This is a genomic window from Hanstruepera ponticola (genome assembly GCF_012931685.1).
Lineage (GTDB): Bacteria > Bacteroidota > Bacteroidia > Flavobacteriales > Flavobacteriaceae > Hanstruepera > Hanstruepera ponticola.
Genome location: NZ_JABANC010000005.1, coordinates 99,831 through 126,032 on the forward strand (window position 1 = coordinate 99,831; position 26,202 = coordinate 126,032).

Sequence of the window (26,202 nt, forward strand, 5' to 3'; positions counted from 1 at the left end):
TTAATCTATGATATACCGATTTAGAATAATATTGGATAATGATACTGAAGATGATGTTTTTCGTGATTTAGAAATACGCGAAACAGACACTTTAGAGGATTTACACAACAGCATCACACAGTCATTTGGATTTGATGGCAATGAGATGGCATCGTTTTATGTTTCAGACGATGAATGGAATCAAGGCGAAGAAATTTCGCTATTTGACATGAGCGACGGATTAACACCTGTAAAACTCATGAGTAAAACCATTTTAAAGGATACCGTTCATGAAGCCCAAACAAAGCTTATTTATGTATATGACTTTTTAAGCATGTGGACTTTTTATGTAGAACTGGCTGAAATTGTTGAAGAATCAGAAGGTACAGACTACCCGAATTTAATGTTTGTTCATGGACAAATACCTGACAAAGCTCCTGAAAAATCATTTGAAGCTGAAAGTTTTGATGATTATAATGAGTTTGAAGATGATCTGGATGTTGATGATTACGACAATTTAGATTTTGACGAAAACTGGAATTAATCCTTCAGTATTATAAAATAAAGCATTCCTAACCGAATGCTTTTTTATTTAAAACTTGTAACATTTTTATGAGTTACTCGTCATACTTACAATACCAACCAATACTGAACGTTCAGTATATAAAAAAATATAATGGATACCATTCTAACTATCAACAATCTTACTAAAAAGTTTGGATACCTAACCGCAGTCAAAGACCTTACATTCACCATAAACAAGGGAAACGTGTATGGTATTTTAGGACCAAACGGAAGTGGGAAATCTACAACATTAGGAATCGTTTTAAATGTAGTGAACAAAACCAGTGGTAACTTTCATTGGTTTGATGGCAATACAACCACACACGATGCATTAAAAAAAGTAGGCGCCATTATTGAACGCCCTAATTTTTACCCATACATGTCTGCATATCAAAATCTTAAGTTAGTTTGCAAGATTAAAGGTGTTGATTATTCTAAAATTGATGAGAAATTAGAATTAGTTGGTCTTATTGAGAGAAAGGATAGTAAATTTCAAACCTATTCATTGGGTATGAAACAGCGACTAGCTATAGCTTCCGCCCTATTAAATGACCCTGAAATCTTGATTTTAGACGAACCAACTAACGGTTTAGACCCTCAAGGAATTCATCAAATACGGTCATTAATTAAACAAATTGCCAGTCAAGGAACCACTATTTTATTGGCTTCACACTTATTAGATGAAGTTGAGAAAGTATGTTCACATGTCGTGGTATTACGCAAAGGCGAAAAACTTTATTCAGGTCGCGTGGATGAAATGATTTCAAGTCATGGTTATTTAGAACTAAAAGCCGAAAATACAGATGAATTGGTTCAGTTTTTAGAAGCTAAAAAAATGTTTGGGAAAATTAAAATTGAAGATGATTTAATTACAGCATTTCTAGACGAACCTATGGATGCCAAATCTGTTAATAAACTGATGTTTGAAAATGGTATTACCTTAACACATCTCGTAAAACGAAAAGAAAGTTTAGAAGAGCAATTTCTACAATTAACAGACAACAACTAACCAATCAATCAAAAAATCATAACATGTTACGACTTCTAAATTTAGAATTACAAAAACTACTCTTAAATAGAACCAGTAAAGTTTTAATATTCATATCATTCATTTTACCATTTACTGTATTAATATTATCATCAATTAAGATTAATTTCTTTGGTTTCTTTACACTTGAATTAGGTGAACTTGGAATTTTCAATTTTCCAATAATCTGGCATATCACTACGTTTTTTGCATCCTATTTTAAATTTTTCTTTGCAATTGTAGTAGTTAGTATGATTGGCAATGAGTATAGCAACAAAACCATAAAACAAAACTTGATAGATGGTTTGAGCAAAAAAGAATTTATTTTGTCAAAATTTTACACGATTGTATTCTTTTCGTTGCTTGCAACTTTACTTATAGCTGTCGCATCATTTCTTATTGGTCTTTACTACTCGAGCTACACCGAAATGAGTATCATTTTTAGAGAAACCGATTTTCTGCTCGCTTATTTTGTCAAATTGGTTGGTTTTTTTAGTCTTTGTTTATTTTTTGGAATGTTATTAAGACGATCAGCATTTGCTTTGGCTTTTTTGTTTGTTCTGTATATTTTAGAATGGATAACATTTGGCGTGATTGCTTGGCAAGTTAATGCTGAAATGGCCGAAAAAATACAGAACTTTTTCCCACTCAAAGCCATGTATAAACTTATAGATCAGCCCTTTCAAAGAATCATGATAACAAAATTTCCTGACAAGTCTGATTTAATCTATGATTATGCCGTGCACTGGCATGAGATTGCAATCGTTTTGGGTTGGACAGCTTTATTTATCTTTTTATCGTTTAGATTATTAAAAAAGCGAGATTTGTGATATATTTGATAGCTATTGCTATTAAATATGAAAAAATTCCTTTTCTACATACTTTTTCTATGTTTTGCTGTATCATACAGTCAGCAACAAGCTTCTAATTGGTATTTTGGCGAAAATGCTGGTATTCAGTTTGATTCCAATGGTGGTGTTTCAGCTATAGATGGTGGAAGACTGTTTACCAAAGAAGGCTGTTCTTCCATTTCTGATGATGATGGTAACCTCTTATTTTACACAGATGGTTCAACGGTTTATAATCGTGACCATAATGTCATGATGAATGGAACTGGCTTATTAGGTAACGTGTCTAGTACGCAATCTGCCATTGTAGTACCAAAACCAAATAGCTCAACCATCTATTATATTTTTACAGTAGGTTCAAATAATTCAGCCACTGGTTTAAAATACTCTATTGTCGATATGACACGAGATAGTGGCCGTGGTGAGGTGACTACAAAAAATGTCAATTTATTAAACCAATGTTCTGAAAAAGTGGCTGCCGTTTTAAAGGATTGTGACAGTGGCAACATTTGGGTTATAGCATTTTCAAATCTTTCTGGCAACTCTACTTCGTTATTAGATACCTTTCACGCTTTTGAAGTTTCGGGAAGCGGTGTGAATAACACTTCGGTCATATCAGAATTTAGAGGACTTAATATTACAGATGCGCGTGGGTATTTAAAAATTTCACCCGATGGAACCAAAGTGGCGTGTGCTCATGTAGATTTTGGTTTGGATTTATTTGATTTTGATATCAATACAGGCATGTTGAGTAATAGATTAAGGGTAACATTGCCTGGACCTAATAATCAACCTTATGGCGCCGAATTTTCACCAAATAGTCAAGTACTTTATGTAACGGGATCTAATGACTTTTTTGGTCCAGGCGACAATAATCCCAGTGCTCATCAATCCGTTTTAGTTCAATACAATTTAAATAGTGCTAATATTAACAATTCAGCCATTGTCATTGACAATCAAAACTTGTACAGAAGTGCCTTACAATTGGGACCCAACGGAAAAATATACCGTTCCATGGCATCAACCTATGATATTGGACTTCCATTTTTAAGCGTCATTAATAACCCCAATGAAGTAGGTACAGATTGCACCTATATTAACAATGCCGTTTCTTTAGGTAATAATAACTCAACACAGGGATTACCGCCATTTATTGCATCCTTTTTTACTGAAAAAATTGACATTATTCGTAACGGTCAAGAATCCACCTATTTACCCTTATGCACCGGAGACACTTATACATTAACAGCCGATATTATTCCAGGTGCCACCTACGCATGGTACAAAGATGGACGTATTATTTCAGCGGAATCAGGTCATGAATTACAAGTAACCGAAGCAGGAACATATGAGTTGATTATTGATTTAAACACTGGCGATTGTGAGCGTTTAGAAGGCGAGGCCGAAGTAGAATATTTTGAATATCCTATCGCAAATCCTGTTACTGATTTTGTTGTTTGTGATGACGATAATGATGGCTCATGGAATTTTAATCTAACTACAAAAGATTCTGAAATTTTAGACACACAGGATGCAACTATTTTTAGTGTACACTATTTTTTATCACAAACTGATGCTGATAATAACCAAAATGAAATAATAGGTTTATTTACTAATACTGACGTCTCTACAACCATTTACGCGCGCATACACAATGATGGTAATCCTAATTGTTTCGCAACCGAGAGTTTTGATATAGAAGTTTATAACTCACCTGTTGCTAATATTGTAGCTACTGATTTATTAGAATTATGCGATAATGATGATGATGGTAATGATGCAAACGGACAAGTAACTATAGATTTACAAGACTTTTATTCAGAGATATTAGACACGCAAAATTCAGTAGATTACAACATTAGCTATCACAGCTCACAAACTAATGCGAATAGTGGCGATAATGATTTACCACTTATGTACTACAACAACACACCATTTCAGGAAGAAATTTTTGTGAGAATTGAAAATGTTTTGAATCCTACTTGTTTTGATACTACATCATTTGTAATAAACATTAATCCTATTCCATCTGCTTTTGATGCTGAATTAATTCAGTGTGATGAAGACGGTAACGTTGATGGTTTTACAACATTTAACCTTAATGAAGCTTTTGATGATTTAACAGGAGGCTCTTCAGCCGTTTATCTTGAGTTCTACAGGTCCATAAATGATGCAGAAAACAATAACGGCATATTAAACGCTTCAAGTTATAACAATGGATCAAACCCAGAAATCATTTATGCCAAAGTCATAGATAATGATTCAGATTGTTACAGCATTTCAGAATTAAGGCTAGAGGTTAGTACAACTCAAATCAGTGATTATATAGCGCCTGAAGTTTGTGATGAATTAGACTCTGAAGACGGCATCAATACCTTTGATCTCGATGCAATTACAGCTGCAATTCAAGCTGATAACGGCTTGGTGTTTCCTGTTACCTATTATGAAACCTATAACGATGCGTTATTAGAGCAAAATGAATTATCGTCTCCTTACAACAATACCATACCTTATAATCAAACTATTTTCTCAAGAGTTGAAAATGATAATGCATGTTATGGTATTGGCGAGGTTATACTAACAGTCAATCCACTTCCAGAATTGGAGGAAGACGAAACACTTTTATATTGTTTGAATGAGTTTCCCACTCCAATAATGATTGATGCAGGTATTTTAAATGATAATCCTTCAAACTATAGTTATAGCTGGTCTTCTGGACAAGACACTTATGAAATTGCAGTTAATCAAACTGGTGTATATACTGTAACAGCAACGAATGTTTTTGGATGTTCAAAATCAAGAAATATCACCATTGAACCTTCAAATGTGGCAACCATTGAATCTTTTGAGGTTGTTGATGGCTCAAGCAATAATTCAATAACCGTAATTGTTTCAGGTGAAGGTGAGTATGATTATGCTCTATTTGATGAAAATGGCTTATTCCTTTATTGGCAACCTGAAAATGTATTTACAAATATTCCTCCAGGAATTTATACTGTTAAAGTTAGGGATTTAAAAAACGATTGTGGAATAGTTGAGGAATTAGTTTCAGTCATTGGATTCCCAAAATTCTTTACACCCAATGGTGATGGCAGTAACGATACTTGGAATGTAAAAGGTGTTTCTGGTCAATTCCAGCCTGGAACTAAAATTCTAATTTTTGACCGTTATGGCAAATTACTGAAGGAATTGAGCCCATCTGGACAAGGTTGGGATGGCACTTTTAATGGTACACAACTCCCAGTAAGTGATTATTGGTTTTCGGTCAAACTTCAAGATGGCCGAGTATTTAAAAGTCACTTTACTCTAAAACGATAATCTTTTGAGTTATTTGAAGCCAACACAACATATGCTATTACTGGCATTTTTATTTGCGGTAACTCACTTACATGCTCAACAACCAACAGATTGTGTTAATGCTATAACTGTTTGTGGTGACTCTGAAATAAATCTTGACGTAAATGGTATAGGTATTCAAGAACTTAACGGTCTAAACAATTGTGCTAGTCGTGAGAATAATAGTCTTTGGTTAAAAGTCACCTTGGTGACTGATGGAACGCTTGGATTCACGCTTACACCTGAAAGCACAAGTATTATTGAGGATTATGATTTTTTTGTTTTTGGCCCCAATCAAGATTGTGGTAGTTTAGGTCAAGCAATAAGATGTTCTACTACAAATCCTCAAGCTGCCAATCAAGGAAATAATTTGACAGGAATGAACGGCTCTCAAACTGATACATCTGAAGGCCCTGGAGCAAATGGAAATAGTTTTGTTAGGTGGCTCGATGTTATGGCAGGAGAAACTTATTATATTGTAATTGACAGACCTATTGGAAATAGCCCTTTCAGCCTAGAATGGATTGGTACTGCCGAATTTGCAAGCCCACCAACAAACGAGGCAAATTCTGATTTAGAATTAAATATAAGTGAGTGTGATGCCGTAGCACCATTTGATGATTTCACAACTAACTTTGATTTAACTGTTAACACCAATGTTATTGTTGGAACTCAAACCAATGTAACAGTTACTTATTTTGAAAGTGAAACTGACGCCAATATTGACAGTAATCCAATAACTGGTGCCTATACCAATACCTCCAATCCTCAAGAAGTTTATGCTAAAATAACCGATGACACCACAGGTTGTTTTGAAATTGTTCCATTCAACCTCATAGTGGGAACTGGTGCCAATTACCCAACACCATCAGATTATATCTTATGTGATAATGCAAATGACGGTAATGCCAATAATGGTCAGACTACTTTCAATCTACTTATTAAAAATGCTGAAATACTGGGAGACCAAAATGAAGATGACCTCAACATAAGCTATCATGAATCATTTGATGACGCCGAGTTTGACAGGAATCCATTACCAAATTTATACTACAATAATATTGCCTTTTTACAAGAGATATTTGTAAGAATTGAAAATGCTGAGAATGTTAATTGTTTTAGTATAAGAAGTTTCAATTTGATTGTTTTAGATACACCTAATGCTTTCAACGCAGATCAGGTTCAATGTAGTGATACTAATGAAGGTTTATTTAACTTGACTAATTCAAACAATGAGTTGACCGGAGGTGAGCCAGACAGAAGCACAAGATTCTTCAGTAGCTTTAATGATGCTTCCAATAATACCAATGAAATTGGCAATCCAACTAATTTTTTAAATACTTCTAACCCGCAAACAATATATGTTCAAGTAATTGACACCAATTCAGAATGCTATAGTATAGCTGAACTTCTGTTACGAATAAGTAATACTAGTGTTAACAACTCACTTATTAGAGTTTGTGATGATGACGGCAATGAAGATGGTATTCATGTTTTCGACTTGACAAATGCTGAAGGAGATATCTTAACAGGTATTCCCGGAACAGCAACTATTGCGTATTATGAAAATCTAGATGATGCCTCACTTGAAAACAATCCATTAAGCACAAATTACACCAACATAACGCCCTACAACCAAATAATCTATGCGCGTGTTGAAACCAATAATGACTGTTATGGTATTGCTGAAATTGAATTAATTGTCAATGAGTTACCTGATATTGAAACTGAATATTTAGAATATTACTGTTTAAATTCTTTTCCTGAAACCATAACTATAAATGTAGGTAATTTGAATACGGGTAATTATAATTATTTATGGTCTTCTGGAGAGACCACAAGTACTATTACTGTAAATGAACCTGGTATATATTCTGTAGAAATTACAAGTATAAACACTGGATGCAGCAAAATAAGAACAGTAACAGTTGAAGCTTCCAATATAGCAACTATCAATACTATTAATGTTAGTGATGCATCCAACGACAACACGGTAACGGTAATTGTAAGTGGTGAAGGCGACTATGAGTACGCACTATTTAATGAATATGGCAGTTATACACCTTTCCAATCCAGTAATATTTTTACTAACGTATTAGGAGGAATCTATACGGTTCATGTTCGTGACATTAAAAATGGTTGTGGCATAACCATAGCTGATGTATTTGTTATTGGCTTTCCTAAATTTTTCACCCCTAATGGTGATGGCAATAATGATACCTGGAACATTAAAGGCGTTACATCCCTTTTTCAAGCTAACTCCAAAATTTTGATATTTGACCGATATGGAAAACTCATCAAAGAATTGTCACCTCTAGGTGAAGGTTGGGATGGAACACTGAATGGAGAAGCATTACCAATAAGTGATTATTGGTTTGAAATAACATTGGAAGATGGACGTTCTTTTAAAGATCACTTTACACTAAAAAGATAACGTATTGAAAATAGCAGTTAAACATATAATCATATTAATAATTTTAATGTCCTCCAATTGGATGACTGCCCAAAATGAAGCAGCAAATTGGGTTTTTGGACAACGTGCAAGTCTAAACTTTAATTTTGGCTACCCTGTTCCTGAACAAGGAAGTCAAATAGATACCCAAGAGGGTTGCTCATCCATTTCTGATAGATTAGGTAATTTACTGTTTTATAGTGACGGAAGTACTGTTTGGAACCGTAATCATGAAATAATGCCCAACGGAGAAGGATTACTAGGTGACAAATCAAGTACGCAATCTGCCATGATAATCCCAAAACCAGATGATGAAAATATTTACTACATTTTCACTGTTGATGATCGTGCGCGATCCAATGGTTTGAGGTATTCTGAAATAAATATGACATTTGATGGCGGCATGGGTGGTGTAACTACCAATAAGAATATTTTATTGGAAACTCCAACTACCGAGAAAATTACAGCTATAGAAAGCGCTGATGGAAGAAGTATATGGGTAATAAGCCATAAGTGGAACAGTAACGAGTTTATTTCTTATTTAGTTTCTGATGCAGGAGTGAATACAACACCGGTTATTAGTGCTGTTGGCTCAATGCATCAACGTACTGGAAACAATAACAACAATTCAATAGGCTATTTAAAAGCATCGCCAAATCGTGAAAAAATAGCGAGTGTGATGTCCTATCAAAATAATGAAACTCAAGTTTTTGATTTTGATGCCGCCACAGGTATTTTGTCCAATCCTATTACCTTATCAAATTATACTTCAGATGATATTGGTCCTTATGGTTGTGAATTTTCACCTGATAGTAATTTACTATATGTCACTGAAATAGACAGAGAAAACGTCAATTCAAAAATTCATCAGTATGACTTAACTCAACCTACTGAAGCTGCAATATTAAATTCTGCTTTAGTAATAGCTGAACAACCTGATGAAGAATTAGGTGCCTTACAACAAGCCTTGGATGGAAGAATATATGTTGCTGTGCAAGGTGGCGAAACATTAGCAGTAATCTCAAATCCAAATGAAATTGGAAGCGCTTCTAATTATGATTTTAATGGTGTTTACCTCGATGGTAATAGTAGTCATTACGGATTACCGCCATTTATTCAATCATACTTTTTTGCAACAAATGTTTTTAGATATACTTGCTTTGGTGATAATACCGAATTTACAATTAATACCTCAACGGTAATTGATAGTATCACTTGGAATTTTGGTGATCCAGCATCAGGTACCAATAATACGTCAACAGACCTAAATCCAACACATGTGTTTACCAGTATCGGTGAATATGTTGTTACCATAACAATAGAGACTGAAGGAGAAACGCAAGTTGTTTATCGTACTGTAACCATATCAGAACAACCTGAACCTCTAGATTTAGATCCACTGGTTGGTTGCGAAGATAGTAGTGGCATAGCAACATTTGATTTAATAAGTGCTATTCCAGATGATATTACTACAAACCCAAATGTTGCAGTTTCTTTCTATGAATCTTTAGATGATGCTGAAAACAGGGTGAATGCTATAATAGATGTCAACAATTTTGAAAATTCTAGTGGCTCTCAAATAGTCTACGTTCGCCTACAAAACATATTAAGTGCTGATTGTTACAGCATTAGTGAATTAGAATTAATTACTGCTTTAAGACCAATAGTTGAAGAATTTGACACTGCTTTTTTCTGTGAAAATAATCCTGGGGATTCTGTTACCATTGATGTAGGTCCATTAGAAGGTAATTTAACCGATTATATTTTTTTATGGTTAGAATCTCAAGAGACAACTCCAGAAATTATGGTTCAAAGCCAAGGTGACTATACGGTTAGAATTACACCTATTTCTACTATATCTGCTCAAAATCCAGATGGTTGTTATGCCGAACGTGTAGTAACGGTCAGTTCTTCGAGTATTGCTACAATAAATGATGTGGTTGTTAACTTTGGAAATACTATTACTGTTTTTGTTAGTGGTATTGGCGATTATGAATTCGCCGTTGATGATGTTAATGGTCCTTATCAAGATAGCTCACAATTCACCAATTTAGAACCAGGAGTTCACACAGTTTATGTACGAGATAAAAATGATTGTGGTATTGCCGAAAACCAATTCTCAATTATTGGTTTCCCAAAAGTGTTTACACCAAATGGCGATGGTACCAATGATGTATGGCAAGTAAAAGGATTAACAGCACAATTTCAACCCAATGCCAAAATTTATATTTTCAACCGCTATGGCAAATTGATGAAGGAACTATTACCAACCAGTGTGGGATGGGATGGTACTTTCAATGGTAACCCATTACCAACAGGAGGATATTGGTTTTCTGTTCAGCTTCAAGATGGAAGAATCTATAAAGATCACTTTACTTTAAAGCGATAATTACTAAAATATCGTAAATTTAAACTGTAACAAAATCTGTATGTCACGGTTTAAAATCTTACTACTATTAATCAGTCTTTTTACTGGACATTTATACTGTCAAGAAATTTCATTATTTCAACAATTTAATGGTCGGTATGATTATACTGCCATTGGTAATACATTAAATGAATCTGAAAACAATATTGAGCGCGATTTTTGTGAATTACTACCGCAATCTGAAGCCGAACTAACTCTGGATTCTAACACAAATGTAATAGCTGCTTTTTTATACTGGGCTGGATCAGGCAGTGGTGACGAACAAGTTACCCTAAACGAAGAATACATTGAAGCTGATGGCATTTATACGGTTGACTATAACGATCCAAATTATGGGCTACTCACCTACTTTGCTTGCTATTCAGACATAACCCACTACATTCAGTCAACAGGAAATGGCACATATACCTTTTCAGATTTAGACATCTCTGTACCGCTTTCCAGTAATCCTGGATATTGCGGCAACCGAACCAATTTTGGTGGCTGGAGCATTTATGTGATATATGAAGATGACAACCTGCCTTTAAATCAAATTAATCTGTTTCAAGGATTAGACATTATAAACAGAAATGTACAAGAAAAGATTATTACATTGGAAAACATCAATGTATTGGATAATAATGGAGCCAAAATCGGATTTTTAGCTTGGGAAGGTGACTCTGCTCTTAATTTTGGTGAATCCCTTTCTATAAATAATAACATAATCTCCAATCCACCGCTAAACCTTGCTGACAATGCTTTTAATGGCACCAATACATTCACGAATAGTGATGAATTTTATAATTGTGATCTTGATGTTTACGACATAGAAAATAATATTGATATTGGTGATACTTCAGTTGAAATAAGATTAACAACTGGTGAAGAAATTGGAGGTATCATCTTTGCAGATCTTATCATTCTAAATAATGTCATAACGGTTTTAAATAGTCAACTTCCAGATGCCACGATACAAATTGACAATATTGAAACGGTTTGTGCTTCAAGAGAAGTAACAATTGATTTTACAGTTTACAATATTAATTCAACTGAAATACTACCTGCCAATACACCAATTGCCTTTTACGCAGATACACAATTGATTGCTTCAAGCCAAACCATTAACGATATTCCCATAGGAGGAAATGAAAGCAATAGCATAATAGTAGCCATACCTGACGGAATTCCTGAAAACTTTATTTTAAACATTATGGTAGATGACGATGGCTCTGGAAATGGTATTGTAATAGAACTGAACGAATTAAACAACACCACCAACACACCTATTGAACTCATACCATTACCCGAAATTCAAGCACTAGAACCTCTTTTAGGTTGTGATGTCGGTTTTAATACGGCTATTTTTGACCTAACCATTAGAGAAGAAAATCTATCAATAGAATCGCCAGATGATATAAACTATTTCACATCATTGGAAGATTTACAAAACAGTACAAGTGCAATACTGATTCCAGATAACTATCAGAATACAACACTACCAGAATTTATTTACATCCGAGTAGAAACTGAAATTTGTTTTGAAATTTACAGGTTTGAATTACTTGTTGAAAATTGTCCGCCATATATACCCCAAGTTTTTACACCCAATAATGATGGTTATAACGACTGGTTCAACATACAAGGGTTGTATGATATTTTTGAGAGACATCAATTACTTATTTACAACCGTTGGGGAACACTCATATTTGAGGGAAACAACGATTTACGATGGGATGGTAGAGCCAACAGAGGACTGACAAATCAAGGCGATTTATTACCAGTAGGTACTTATTATTATGTACTACATTTAAACGATACTAATTACAAACCATTAACTGGATTTGTGTATATGACGTATTAGCCCAATTAAAATTATGTATTTCATCGATAATTTTTGCATTTTATCGTTTTTTTGGTTAGGTTTACCTCCGAAAACCCAACAAATCGAAACGTGAAAAATTACATTAATCCCTACTCCCTCAACAAACTACTGTTTTGTTCTCTTTTATTAAGTCTATTTCTCGGGTTTAATCAGGACGTTTTAGGGCAACAAATAGCTATTGATAATAGCGTTTCAGTACAAGAACTTATCCAAAATAGATTGATTCAAGGTTGTGTCGAGGTTTCAAATATCACATCAAATAGTAATGGTTCTATAAATGGATTAGGAAGCTTCGGGTATTTTGAACGTGCCAATTCTAACTTTCCTTTTGAAAATGGCATACTACTATCAACGGGTAATGCTAATTCAGCTGGTAATACAACTAATGCTAACACGTTAAACGATGGCGAAACTAATTGGGGCACTGATGCCGATTTAGAAAATGCGTTGGGTATTTCAAACACCTTAAATGCTACGTCCATTGAATTCGATTTTGTATCTGTTACCAATCAGGTACAATTCAATTATATTTTAGCTTCAGAAGAATATTTTGCCAATTATCCTTGTGAGTATTCAGATGGTTTCGCATTTCTAATTAAAGAAGCAGGAACTGCAAATCCCTATGAAAATGTAGCTTTAATTCCGGGAACTTCCACTCCTGTAAACACTAACACAATTCATGAGGAAATAGTAGGTTTTTGTGAGGCCTCAAATGAAACTTACTTCGAAGGTTATAATTTAGGAGATACCAATTTTAACGGAAGAACAACGGTACTTACTGCCACGGCTTCCATTCAACCGAATGTGCAATATCATATCAAATTAGTTATTGCCGATCAAACGGATGAAAACTTTGATTCGGCCGTTTTTATTGAAGGCAATAGTTTTAATGCTACGGTAGATTTAGGTCCAGATATCACAACTTGCGCTAATGATATTGTGCTTTCTGCCGATACACAAAATAATTTAGCAACATATTCCTGGTTTCTTAACGGTAATCTGATTGCTGGCGAAACAAGTCCCGATTTGGTAGTAACAGCAAGTGGCTCATACACCGTTCAAATTTCCATTCCAATTAATAATACAACCTGTGAAATTGAAGATACCGTTGAAATTACTTTAAACTCTGAACAATCTGCCGAAAATATCAGTGATTATGAAGTGTGTGACGACCCAAGTAATGATGGCATCGAAACTTTTGACCTAACCATCAAAGATTCCGAAGTGCTTGATGCTGTACCGAACTCCAACTACAATATTAGCTATCATTACTCGCAAAATGAAGCCGAAAGTAACACCAACGCGATTACAACTAGCGTTCAGAATACCAGTAATCCGCAAACTATTTTTGTAAGAATTGAAGATATTGATAATGGCTGTTTGGCTTATGCATCATTTAATCTTTTTGTTAATCCCATACCAACGATTACCGAACCGACACAATTGGACGTGTGTGACGATGCTACCTCTGATGGTTTCACATCTATAGATTTAACTATTAAAAACGATGAAATAACTAATGGCAATCCTGATTTATTGGTATCCTACCACTACTCACAGGAAGATGCCAATGCAGGCATAAATGCCGTACCAAGTCCTTATGTCAACACGAATCAAACCGAACAATTATTCATCAGAGTTATTGATGCGAATACAGGCTGTATGACAACAACATCTTTGGTTGTCAATGTTCTGGACACGCCATTCATTAACAACGAAACACAAGTCATTGATGCCTGTGAACAAGATGGTGATGGTTTTGAAACCTTTGATTTAACATCTGTTATTGATGATGTACTTCAAGGAACCACAGGTGTTTCAACTACATTTCACACGAGTTATGAAGATGCACAGTCTGGCGACAATCCGATAAGTGATATTGAAAATTATGAAAACACCGTACCCAATGTTCAAACAATCTTTATTAGAGTTGTTGATGACAATACAGGTTGCATCTCGATATCTAATATAGAATTACACGCCAATATATTAGAGTCTGGTACGAATATTAGAAATTTTTATCGTTGCGATGATGCTTCAAACGATGGTGTTGAAACATTTAACCTTGAAAATATTGCTGTCAATATTACCAACGATTTAGAAAATATAAACATTAATTTCTATGAAACCGAGACTGATAGAGACAACAATGTGAATCCCATTGACCAATCCATCCCTTATGAAGTTATGGACAGTCCTCATCAACTCTTTGTAACGGTCTTTAGTGATGATTGTACGTATTTTTCGGATATCAGTTTAATTATCCACCCAGCTGTTATCATCCCAACTTTAGACCTAGTTGCTTACTGTGACAATGATGACGATGGTTTGACTTCAATAGAATTAGCAACCTTTGATGCTTATGTAAGTTCTAGTATTAATAACCCTAATGTTTCTTACTTCTTAACACAGGAAGATGCTGAAAACAACGAAAATCAATTATCGCCTTTCTATAACAATATCAGTAATCCACAAACAATCTACGTACGCGTGGTAAGTAATGATACCAATTGTAGTGATGTGGCACCATTAGAAATTGAAGTATTATTGGCTCCAACTATTTCAGATGCTTCAAACATTGTCATTTGTGATAATGACCAAGATGGCTTTTCAATAGTTAATTTAGATACTAAAATTTCAGAAATAGTTACTGACACCAATGGTTTAAACATCAGTTTCCATACGTCCCAAACGGATGCAGAAAGCGATAGTAATGCAATAACAAATACAAGCACATACAATACTAATTCACAAACCATCTATACGCGAATAGAAAACCAAAATACGGGTTGCTATGCATTAGAAACATTTGAAATATACGTCAACACCATTCCTGTTTTTCCTGAAATATCCAATTTTAGAAATTGTGAAAGTGATGGCAATCAAATTGCTGATTTTTATTTTATCCAAAAAGATGCAGAAATATTGAACGGACAAACGGGTAAACAAGTCCTATATTTTGAAACGGAAACCGATGCTATAAATCGAACGAATGAAATAGATAAAAATAACGCTTATCAAAACAACTCAAATCCACAAACTATATTTGCACGTGTTGAAAATCTAACAGACGAAACATGTTTTGGCGTAGACAGTTTTACTATTGAAGTTGGTTCATTACCAGTTTATAATCCACCGTTGGATGTCTATTTATGTGATAATATATCGAATGATGGCCAGGAAGAATTTGATCTTCAACAAGTGGTTTTAGATATGTCTCAAGGCAGCACAGATATTTTGAGTATTACTTTCTATGATAGCTTGGAAGATGCTGAAAATCAACAAAATGAATTACCTTTAAACCACACCAATCAAACGAATCCGCAACAAATTTATGCACGTATTGAGAACGGCACCTATTGTCATGGTATAGCCGAATTTGGTCTAAATGTTATTCAAGTGCCACTAGTTAATATGGCTTCAGCCATGGAGCAATGCGATACGGATTATGATGGCTCCGTAACCTTCGATTTAACGGTTTCTGAAATTGAAGTTTTAGATATCAGACAGGATGATATTGTAGTTACCTATCATGAAACTATTGAAGATGTAGAATCCGGTAGCAACCCAATTTCGAATCCAAGTAATTACAATAATATTACTAATCCGCAAACCGTTTATATCAAAATAACCAATACGGTTTCCAATTGTTATGTGACCATTCCGTTGGATTTGATAGTTAATCTACCACCTACAATCAACGATATTGGTAACTACCCTATTTGTGAAAACGATACCAACAGTTTTGATTTAAACGAAACATTGGATGCTCTTATTGGAAATCAAGAACATATAGCTGTTTCATTTTATAGTAACCAAACTGATGCCAATAATACTCAAAATGCATTATCTGAAAATTACACCTATACTAGTAATAATGACACCATTTTTATTAGAGCTGTCAACACGCAAACGGGTTGTATTGCCATAGACAGTTTCAATTTAAGAGTCAATCCGACACCAAATGCGGTTAGACCTCCAAATTTAGAAGCTTGTGATGATGATTACGATGGCATGCTGGTTTTTGATTTATCAGTTCAAACTTCTATAGTTTTGGGCAGTCAAAATCCAAATCTGTTCACGGTTTCCTATTTTGAGCTGGAAGAAGAAGCCATAGATAATGTGAACGCCATTGCCAATTTAAACTATTTCGCTTTTAACGAACAAACTATATATGTTCGTGTTGAAAATAATCAAACAGGTTGTTTTAACATCACTAGTTTTGAAACTATTATTTTCAGAAAACCCGATGTTAATATTCCAGACCAAACAGTGTGTTTGGATAACCTGCCTTTAGTGGTTTCAGCAGAAACCGGTTTTGATACTGACACCTATGAATGGTCAACAAATGCGACGACTTCAGAAATTGAAATAACCGAAATAGGTACCTATTCTGTTACCATAACCTCTGGTAACGGCTGTATAACTACAAATACATTTAATGTCATTGAATCAGAACAAGCTACCATTGATTTTACCGAAACAGTTGATTTTGCCAACCCAAATAATATTACCGTAACTATCAGTGGCATTGGCAACTACATGTATATTTTAGATAATGGCGTGCCACAGGAATCCAATGTGTTTTATAATGTAACGCTTGGCCCTCACACCATTGAAGTTTACGATTTAAATGGCTGTGCATCTGCCATAAAGGAAATTGTGATTATTGATGCACCTTTATTCTTCACACCAAACCAAGACGGTCAAAATGACTATTGGCATATTACTGGTGTGAATCAGTTAGCAGGAACCATAGTACATATTTATGATAGATATGGCAAACTTCTCAAGACCTTACCTCACACTTCCATTGGTTGGGATGGTACATATAACGGCAGCCCAATGCCATCGAACGATTATTGGTTTGTAGCCAAAGTTGTTAAAGGTGATATTAAATTTGAAGTTAAAGGGCATTTTGCTTTAAAAAGATAGTTAGTTAATCCCTATCTTTGCATTCCAATTGCATGGAATGAAGAACTACTGGTTTTTATTGGCTTTAATCACGTCTTTAGTATCGTGGTCCCAAAATGTACAGGTAGACGCACAAACCTATTCGCCACAACAACTTATCGAAGATATTTTGGTAGATAGCAATTGTATTACAAACGTGAATGTTACCAACGTTGTAGGCGGTGATTTCGGTGGTTCCGATTTAAGTTATGGTTATTTTGACGCTTCAGGCAGCAGTTTTCCATTTCAAAGTGGAGTGGTACTGTCAACTGGGAGATTAAATAATGTAGAAGGTCCTAATACCTCCTTAAGTGATGATGACGCACCTAATTGGGTTGGAGACAATGATTTGGAAAGCGTGCTTCAAGACAGTAATACTTTAAACGCCACAATAATAGAATTCGATTTTGAAGCCGTTGCCAATCAAATTAGTTTTAGATATATTTTTGCTTCCGAAGAATATCAGGAAGGTAACAACAATACCTGTCAATATTCTGACCTCTTTGGTTTTTTAATTCGTCCATCAGGTACAACCCAATACGAAAATATTGCGATAGTTCCAGGAACAGACACACCTATTAAAGTCACCACAGTCCACTCTGGTATTCCAGGAAGTGGTGGTTGCGACCCTATTAACGAAGCTTATTTTGGTAGCTGGAATGATAGCAGTGCTCCTATTAATTTTAATGGACAAACAACCGTTTTAACTGCAGTAGCTGATGTAATTCCAAACGTAACGTATCATGTAAAATTAGTTATTGCAGATCATGTAAATTATCGCTATGATTCTGCTGTGTTTTTAGAGGCTGGTAGTTTTCAATTAACATCTGATTTAGGTCCAGACCGGCTCATTGCCAATTATAACGCCTTATGCCCTGATGAAACTTTAGAACTTGATGCGACACAAGCCAATGCTGATAACTATACGTGGTTCCAAAATGGTGTAGAGTTAGCGGCTGAAACCAATGCCACCTTTGAAGTTGACCAACCTGGCAGTTATGAGGTAGAAGTGACAATAAATGGCACCTGCATTGCTTATGGTGCTATTGAAATTGAATATGCGTCAGACCCTATAGTTTTCGACACAACATTAGTAGCTTGTGATATAGATTTTGATGGTTTTACAACTTATAATTTGTGGGATGCCAGTTTAGAAATCACGGATGGTGACCAAAATTTAACTGTTGTCGATTTTTTTGAAACCCAAACCGGTGCGGAAGGTTCGGATGCTGACCTTATTGCGAATCCATCCAGTTACGATAACACCAGCATTGGCCAAACTGTTTATGCCAGAGTCGCTAATCGTAATGGTTGTATTTCTGTTGCTGAAGTCATACTCGATATTGCCAATAATCCTGTTTCATTAGATACATTTCCTGCATGTGATGACAACAATGATGGCATTACTATATTTAGTATTGCGGATTTGGAAAACCATATTTTAAGCAATCCTGATGTGCCCAATACGGCTAACATCACATTTTATGCTTCGGAAGCCGATTTAATCAATCAAAGCAATCCCATAATCAATGGTTATGAGAATCTTAATAATCCGTATTCCGATGAGTTATTTGTTCAAATAAGTAATAACAATAATTGTTTTGCATATACCACATTACAAGTAGTGGTTTTTGATAGTCCTGAAATAGCACTAGATGAGTCCGCTATCTATTGCCTAAATGAATATCCACAAACAATCACTTTAGAGGCAGGCACATCTAACCAAAACAACCTGACCTACCAGTGGCTTTTAAACGGAACTGACTTACAAATAACTTCTGAAAACATTCAAATTAATGAAGTTGGAACTTATACGGTTATTGCAACCAATTCAAACAATTGTTCAATAAGTAGGGACATTTTAGTCAACCCTTCTAATATTGCCACAATCGAGAATATTGAAGTAAATGATGGTGTTGAAAACAATACCATTACTGTTTCAGTTTCAGGCGAAGGTGATTATGAATATGCTTTAGACAATGGTGTTTATCAAGATGAGCCATTTTTTGATAATGTTTTGGCTGATACGCATGTATTGTTAATTCGTGACAAAAATGGTTGCGGTGTAATCACAGAAGAAGTTGCTGTTTTTGGTTTCCCAAAATTCTTTACTCCAAATGGTGATGGAATTAATGACACATGGACTCCTCGAGGCATCAGTGCAAAGACAGCTACAGTTAGAATCAAAATATTCAATCGCTATGGCAAACTCATTAAAGAAATAAATGCTTCAAATAAGAGTTGGGATGGCACCTTTAATGGTCAACCATTAATCACAGATGATTATTGGTATCAAGCGGTTTTACCAAACGGTAAAACTTTCAATGGTCACTTTACACTCAAAAGATAATTATCATCTAAAGCGAGTTTTTAAACTCATAAAGAATAAGTAAATTAGTCCTTCAGAATAACCTGAAGCCTTGATATGAAATTTAAAATAGAATCGGAATTTAAACCTACAGGCGACCAACCTCAAGCCATTTCTCAATTAGTTGATGGTATTACTCAAGCAGAAAAATATCAAACCCTACTTGGTGTAACAGGTTCAGGGAAAACCTTTACCGTTGCCAATGTCATCCAGGAAGTTCAAAAACCAACATTGGTCTTGGCTCACAACAAAACGTTGGCAGCCCAATTATATTCGGAGTTTAAACAGTTCTTTCCAAACAATGCGGTTGAATATTTCGTTTCTTATTATGATTATTATCAACCCGAAGCTTATATACCAGTTTCTGGTGTTTACATAGAAAAAGATCTTTCTATCAACGAGGAAATAGAAAAAATGCGTTTAAGTACGACTTCCTCACTCCTATCTGGTCGGCGAGATGTTTTGGTTGTGGCATCCGTTTCTTGCTTGTATGGTATTGGTAATCCGGTTGAATTTCAGAAAAATGTGATTACCCTCAAACGGGACCAAATTATTTCTCGTACAAAATTATTACATCAATTAGTTCAAAGTTTATATTCTAGAACTGAAGCGGAGTTTAATCATGGTAACTTCAGAATAAAAGGTGATACGGTTGATATTTTCCCTAGTTATGATGATCACGCCTTTCGCATTCATTTTTTTGGAGATGAAATTGAAGATATTGAAGCATTTAATATTCAAACCAATGAGGTCATTGAAAAATATGACCGACTCAATATTTATCCAGCCAATATGTTTGTGACCTCACCAGAAGTCTTACAAAATGCCATAAAAGATATTCAGGATGATTTAATGAAACAATATGACTATTTTAAAGATATTGGCAAGCATCTTGAAGCCAAACGATTGAAAGAACGAACCGAATTTGATTTGGAGATGATTCGTGAACTAGGTTATTGCTCTGGCATTGAAAACTATTCACGCTATTTGGATGGCAGACAACCGGGTACGAGACCGTTCTGTTTATTGGATTATTTCCCTGATGATTATTTAATGGTGGTTGATGAAAGTCATGTAACCATTTCACAGGTACATGCTATGTATGGAGGCGACAGAAGTCGAAAAGAAAATTTAGTAGAATACGGGTTTAGGCTTCCTGCCGCTATGGATAACAGACCACTTAAGTTTGAAGAGTTTGAAGCACTTCAAAATCAAGTGATTTATGTCAGTGCAACACCAGCTGATTATGAATTGCAAAAAACGGATGGTGTTTATGTGGAACAAGTTATTCGCCCGACAGGGTTGCTAGATCCTATTATTGAAGTGAGACCTAGTCTAAATCAGATAGACGATTTAATTGAAGAAATTCAACAACGCGTGGAAAAAGACGAGCGTACTTTGGTAACCACATTAACCAAACGCATGGCGGAAGAATTAACCAAATACTTAGCACGTATTCAAATTCGCGTACGATATATTCACAGTGATGTCGATACGTTAGAACGGGTAGAAATTATGCAAGATTTGCGTAAAGGATTATTTGATGTCTTAGTAGGTGTTAATTTATTGCGTGAAGGATTAGATTTACCCGAAGTATCATTGGTGGCTATTTTGGATGCGGATAAAGAAGGATTTTTACGTTCCACCAGATCATTAACACAAACTGTTGGAAGAGCAGCTAGAAACTTAAACGGTAAAGCTATTATGTATGCGGATAAAATAACTAAAAGCATGCAAAAAACTATAGACGAGACTAATTATAGAAGAGAAAAGCAAATACAATACAACACAGATAACAATATAAAGCCGAAAGCCCTAAACAAAAGTTTAGATAATGCCCTATCAAAAAATTCGGTTAGTACGTATAGTTATGAATTGGAAGCCGCCAAAGCAGCAGAACCAGAAAGTGACTATTTAACCAAAAGCCAATTGGAAAAGAAAATTCGTGAAAAACGTAAAATGATGGAAACAGCAGCAAAAGCACTAGACTTTTTAGAAGCCGCTAAATTTAGAGACCAAATAAAAGCCTATCAAACAAAATTAGAAAAGTTAAAAATCTAATTGTATTGAACCCTGAAAATGTCTATTAATACGTCTGGTGGCACTATTTTGTTTGGAAAACTCTCCATTAAATAGAGTACCTTATTAATAGACTCATGACTTAATCCCATACGCAAACCGAAATTATGCAGTTTGGTTTTATTTTTCGGGCTATTTTCGTCATCAATGTTCATTAATAAAACTAATCTATGAAACTGAACAATACGTTCGCTATGCGATTCTAAATGAATATAATTTATAGGATGTTCAATCAAATAATCAAAATCCTCTCTAGAGATGTCCAATTGCTTCGCTATCGCCAAAAGAAAATTATACTCAATAGGTTTTAGGTGACTTTCATTCTTTGCAAATGAAATCATTTCAGATAGGAGGCTCAATTTTTCAACCCTGTTTATCATTAGAGGAATGGATTATTAATTAGTGATATAAAGATACGTAGATAGATGATTTAATAATCCGTTATAAATTGTAACTTGTCGAAAAATCACGTGCTTTTAATCGATATTTTCCTACATTTACTCAAAACAAAGTATTCAACTTGCTGAAATTAAGCACTTTAATTTATTTTGGCGTTTCGTCGATGAATTCCGTTTTGTAGATTTTAGTAGGTGTTTTATTATAATTACAGTAACAAGAAAAATTAAATGACTAATAACGATATTTTTAAAAAACTTCGAGTGGCTTTACAATTGCGTGATGATGAAATTGTAAAGATTTTAGAATTGGTAGATTTTAGAATTTCAAAAAGCGAGTTAGGTGCTTTCTTTAGAAAAGAAGATCATCCAAAATATGTAGAATGTGGTGATCAGATTTTGCGTAATTTCTTGAATGGATTAGTGATTCATTTAAGAGGGCCTAAACCTAAAAAGAAACCATAAATTGAGTCTTCAACCAAAACGCACTAAAAAACGCCAAAAAATTAGTTTCTTTCTTTTATATCTTATCATAACCTAGTATTTTTGTGTAAAACAGACAAATTTGTCCTAAATTAATATTTGTGATATCTACACCTCATTCAAAAACCCAATTCACAGAACAAGACATTCAAAAACTCAATAAAAAATACAAGCCACTATCAGCTTGTCAACGTATTATAACCTTATATCAAGATTTTGATTTGGATGAAATCATGCTCACGAGTTCCTTTGCTGCAACTTCTGCATTTTTGTTAAAACTGGTTTCTGATGTCAATAAAAACCAAGAAGTATTTTTTATTGATACAGGTTATCATTTTGATGAAACTTTAGATTATAAAGAAAAGCTAAAAGCAGTATATGGTCTTAATGTAAAATCAATTGGAGCCCTAAAAGAAGAACATTTATTTACATTGAAAGATGAGACATGGAAAAAGAATCCAGACTTTTGTTGCTCAATAAATAAGGTAAGACCTTTAGACATTTTAAAGAAACAATATAATATTTGGGTTTCTGGTTTAATGAAATGGCAAAGCGACCATAGATCTACTTTAGATATTTTTGAACTTCGTGGTGACATTTTGAAGTTCTATCCTTTATTGGATATCACAAAAGAGAGTCGTGACGCATATATAAAAAAACACAACTTACCATTTCATCCATTAGTAGCCAAAGGCTATCATTCTATAGGTTGTAAACATTGTACAGTTCCTGGTGAAGATCGCAGTGGTAGATGGAACAACAATCCAAAAACCGAATGCGGATTACATCTTTAAATAAAAAAGCTCTCAAAAATGAGAGCTTTTTTATTTATTATGGTTTCAAATTTTAAGATAAAACCTGTTGTACTTTATCAGCTGCTTCTTGAAATTCAGTAGCGCTCATCACATCCAATCCAGAATTATCAATTAATTCCTTTGCAATGTCTGCATTCGTACCTTGTAAACGTACTATGATAGGCACATTTATGGTTCCCATGTTTTTATAAGCATCAATAACACCTTGAGCCACACGGTCACAACGAACAATACCACCAAATATATTAATTAGAATAGCCTTAACTGCTGGATCTTTTAAAATGATTTTAAATGCAGCCTCTACTCTAGCCGCATCAGCAGTACCTCCAACATCTAAAAAGTTAGCTGGCTCACCACCTGCTTGCTTAATTAAATCCATGGTAGCCATTGCAAGTCCAGCACCATTAACCATACAGCCAACGTTTCCATCTAAATCTACATAGTTCAATCCAAGCTCACCAGCTTCAACTTCAATAGCACTTTCCTCTCTTATATCACGTAAATCAAGATAATTTTTGTGTCTGTAAAGCGCATTATCATCGATCGTTACTTTAGCATCAACAGCCATTATTTTGTTATCACTAGTCTTTAAAACCGGATTGATTTCAAATAAAGATGAATCAGATTCTACATAAGCCGTATATAAAGCAGTAACAAATTTTGTCATCTCCTTAAATGCCATTCCTGACAAACCTAAATTAAAAGCAACACGTCTAGCTTGAAAAGGCATTATTCCTACTGATGGATCAATTTCTTCAGTAAATATTAAATGTGGTGTTTCTTCTGCAACTGTTTCAATATCCATACCGCCTTCGGTAGAATACATAATCATATTACGACCTGTACCACGATTTAATAGAACGGACATGTAAAATTCACTTGTTTCACTTTCTCCTGGATAGTAAACATCTTCGGCTATTAACACCTGATGCACACGCTTACCTTCGGCTGAAGTTTGTGGTGTCACCAAATTCATTCCAATAATTTGACCAGCAATTTCTTCAACTTCCTTAAGGTTTTTGGCTAATTTAACACCACCACCTTTTCCACGACCACCTGCGTGCACTTGAGCCTTTATAACATGCCAACTAGTACCTGTTTCATCAGTCAATTGTTTAGCAGCAGCAACTGCTTCTTGAGGGTTTTGTGCAACAATACCTCTTTGAATGCGCACGCCAAAACTATTTAATATTTCTTTTCCTTGATATTCGTGTAAGTTCATCTTTTAATCCATATTTAAAGTGCCACAAAAGTAATCATCCTATTACTTTTTACCAATAAATTTTAAAGGAAGTATTCTCGCTCTTTTTAATTGACTGAATTTTGATATAAATCCCTAGAGATTCTAGCTACAATCCAAAAATACTTTTTAGTTTTGCGAATCTTAAATTAAAAAAATGAATTCAAAAACCTTATTACAAATTGCAGCGGACTACGGAAGTCCCGTTTATGTGTATAACTCTGAAAAAATTGTTTCACAGTACAAACGCTTAACCAATGCTTTTAATAAGGTTAAAAAGGTAAAAATAAATTATGCTGTAAAAGCGTTATCAAACATTTCAGTATTGAAACTTATGAATTCATTAGGTTCAGGTTTGGATACGGTATCTATTCAGGAAGTAAAACTGGGATTAGAAGCTGGCTTTTCACCTGAAAACATAATTTATACGCCTAATGGTGTGTCCTTGGAAGAAATTGAACTTGCTGCCAGTTTAGGTGTACAGATTAATATTGACAATCTCTCTATTTTGGAGCAATTTGGAACCAAATTTCCAAAAACACCAGTTTGCATTCGAATTAATCCTCATGTCATGGCTGGCGGAAACACGAATATTTCAGTTGGTCATATTGACAGTAAGTTTGGTATTTCCATCCATCAAATACCGCATATTTTACGTATTGTAGAAAATACCAATATGAACATTAACGGCATTCACATGCATACAGGTAGTGATATTCTAGATATCGATGTGTTTTTGTACGCCATTGAAATTTTGTTTGAAACCGCCAAAAACTTTTCAGATTTAGAGTTTATAGATTTTGGTTCAGGTTTTAAAGTGCCTTACAAAGATGGCGATATTGAAACCAATATTGAAGAACTTGGAAACAAGTTAAGTAAACGTTTCAACGCATTTTGCAAAGAATATGGTAAAGAATTGACCTTGGCTTTTGAACCAGGAAAATTTCTTGTAAGTGAAGCGGGTTATTTCTTAACTAAAGTTAATGTAGTCAAGCAAACCACCTCAACTGTATTTGCACAAATTGATTCAGGATTTAATCACTTAATTCGTCCTATGCTCTATGGCTCCCAACATGAAATCATTAACATATCCAATCCAAATGGTCGTGAACGCTTTTATTCAGTTGTAGGCTATATTTGTGAAACAGATACGTTTGCCAATAACCGACGTATTAATGAAATTACAGAAGGTGATATTTTAGCATTTAAAAATGCTGGCGCGTATTGCTACTCCATGGCTTCAAATTACAACTCACGCTATAGACCTGCAGAAGTTTTATGGCACAACGGAAAAGCACATTTAATCAGAAAACGCGAAACCTTTGATGATATCATTAAAAATCAAATAGAAATAGCTCTATAAATCATTTTTTT

At 34.6% G+C, this 26,202-nt stretch carries 15 protein-coding genes; 13 read left to right on the forward strand and 2 right to left on the reverse strand.

Annotation, left to right across the window (positions count from 1 at the left end):
- Positions 1 to 7 precede the first annotated feature (7 nt).
- The 10 genes from HGK31_RS12050 (at position 8) to uvrB (ending at position 21,877) form a co-directional block, all read left to right on the forward strand.
- Positions 8 to 523 (forward strand): IS1096 element passenger TnpR family protein, encoded by a 516-nt coding sequence (locus tag HGK31_RS12050; protein ID WP_104736260.1) that lies wholly within the window; start codon positions 8 to 10, stop codon positions 521 to 523.
- Positions 524 to 655: 132 nt separating this feature from the next.
- Positions 656 to 1,552 carry an ABC transporter ATP-binding protein gene (locus HGK31_RS12055; protein ID WP_191860262.1) on the forward strand — a complete coding sequence of 299 codons (897 nt, stop codon included), beginning with the start codon at positions 656 to 658 and terminating at the stop codon, positions 1,550 to 1,552.
- Positions 1,553 to 1,575: 23 nt separating this feature from the next.
- Positions 1,576 to 2,400 (forward strand): ABC transporter permease, encoded by an 825-nt coding sequence (locus HGK31_RS12060; RefSeq protein WP_191860264.1) that lies wholly within the window; start codon positions 1,576 to 1,578, stop codon positions 2,398 to 2,400.
- Between the two features lie 27 nt (positions 2,401 to 2,427).
- Positions 2,428 to 5,736 carry a T9SS type B sorting domain-containing protein gene (locus HGK31_RS12065; RefSeq protein WP_191860266.1) on the forward strand — a complete coding sequence of 1,103 codons (3,309 nt, stop codon included), beginning with the start codon at positions 2,428 to 2,430 and terminating at the stop codon, positions 5,734 to 5,736.
- 4 nt (positions 5,737 to 5,740) lie between these two features.
- Positions 5,741 to 8,188 carry a T9SS type B sorting domain-containing protein gene (locus HGK31_RS12070; RefSeq protein WP_233451112.1) on the forward strand — a complete coding sequence of 816 codons (2,448 nt, stop codon included), beginning with the start codon at positions 5,741 to 5,743 and terminating at the stop codon, positions 8,186 to 8,188.
- A gap of 46 nt (positions 8,189 to 8,234) precedes the next feature.
- Positions 8,235 to 10,595 (forward strand): T9SS type B sorting domain-containing protein, encoded by a 2,361-nt coding sequence (locus HGK31_RS12075; protein WP_191860268.1) that lies wholly within the window; start codon positions 8,235 to 8,237, stop codon positions 10,593 to 10,595.
- Positions 10,596 to 10,635: 40 nt separating this feature from the next.
- Positions 10,636 to 12,474, forward strand: coding sequence for a gliding motility-associated C-terminal domain-containing protein (locus HGK31_RS12080; RefSeq protein ID WP_191860270.1), 1,839 nt, complete (start codon positions 10,636 to 10,638; stop codon positions 12,472 to 12,474).
- A gap of 90 nt (positions 12,475 to 12,564) precedes the next feature.
- Positions 12,565 to 17,430, forward strand: coding sequence for a choice-of-anchor L domain-containing protein (locus HGK31_RS12085; RefSeq protein WP_317169740.1), 4,866 nt, complete (start codon positions 12,565 to 12,567; stop codon positions 17,428 to 17,430).
- 37 nt (positions 17,431 to 17,467) lie between these two features.
- Positions 17,468 to 19,798, forward strand: a complete 2,331-nt coding sequence (locus tag HGK31_RS12090; RefSeq protein WP_191860272.1) for a T9SS type B sorting domain-containing protein — start codon at positions 17,468 to 17,470, stop codon at positions 19,796 to 19,798.
- Between the two features lie 75 nt (positions 19,799 to 19,873).
- On the forward strand, positions 19,874 to 21,877 hold the full coding sequence (uvrB, locus tag HGK31_RS12095; RefSeq protein WP_191860274.1) for an excinuclease ABC subunit UvrB: 2,004 nt from the start codon (positions 19,874 to 19,876) through the stop codon (positions 21,875 to 21,877).
- On the opposite strand, the gene HGK31_RS12100 is transcribed toward uvrB, so the two are convergent.
- Positions 21,874 to 22,275: a hypothetical protein gene (locus HGK31_RS12100; protein ID WP_104736251.1), complete on the reverse strand. Its 402-nt coding sequence runs from the start codon at positions 22,273 to 22,275 to the stop codon at positions 21,874 to 21,876. The two genes, uvrB and HGK31_RS12100, sit on opposite strands and share 4 nt — an antisense overlap.
- Positions 22,276 to 22,521: 246 nt before the next feature.
- On the opposite strand from HGK31_RS12100, the gene HGK31_RS12105 reads away from it, so the two are divergent.
- Together HGK31_RS12105 and HGK31_RS12110 are read left to right on the forward strand one after the other, a co-directional pair.
- Positions 22,522 to 22,755 carry a DUF1456 family protein gene (locus HGK31_RS12105; RefSeq protein WP_104736250.1) on the forward strand — a complete coding sequence of 78 codons (234 nt, stop codon included), beginning with the start codon at positions 22,522 to 22,524 and terminating at the stop codon, positions 22,753 to 22,755.
- 122 nt (positions 22,756 to 22,877) lie between these two features.
- Positions 22,878 to 23,567 carry a phosphoadenylyl-sulfate reductase gene (locus HGK31_RS12110; RefSeq protein ID WP_191860440.1) on the forward strand — a complete coding sequence of 230 codons (690 nt, stop codon included), beginning with the start codon at positions 22,878 to 22,880 and terminating at the stop codon, positions 23,565 to 23,567.
- A gap of 52 nt (positions 23,568 to 23,619) precedes the next feature.
- On the opposite strand, the gene sucC is transcribed toward HGK31_RS12110, so the two are convergent.
- A complete protein-coding gene (gene sucC / locus HGK31_RS12115; RefSeq protein ID WP_104736249.1) occupies positions 23,620 to 24,810 on the reverse strand; it encodes an ADP-forming succinate--CoA ligase subunit beta in 1,191 nt (396 codons plus the stop codon).
- Between the two features lie 175 nt (positions 24,811 to 24,985).
- On the opposite strand from sucC, the gene lysA reads away from it, so the two are divergent.
- Positions 24,986 to 26,191 carry a diaminopimelate decarboxylase gene (lysA, locus tag HGK31_RS12120; protein WP_191860276.1) on the forward strand — a complete coding sequence of 402 codons (1,206 nt, stop codon included), beginning with the start codon at positions 24,986 to 24,988 and terminating at the stop codon, positions 26,189 to 26,191.
- Positions 26,192 to 26,202: the final 11 nt, after the last annotated feature.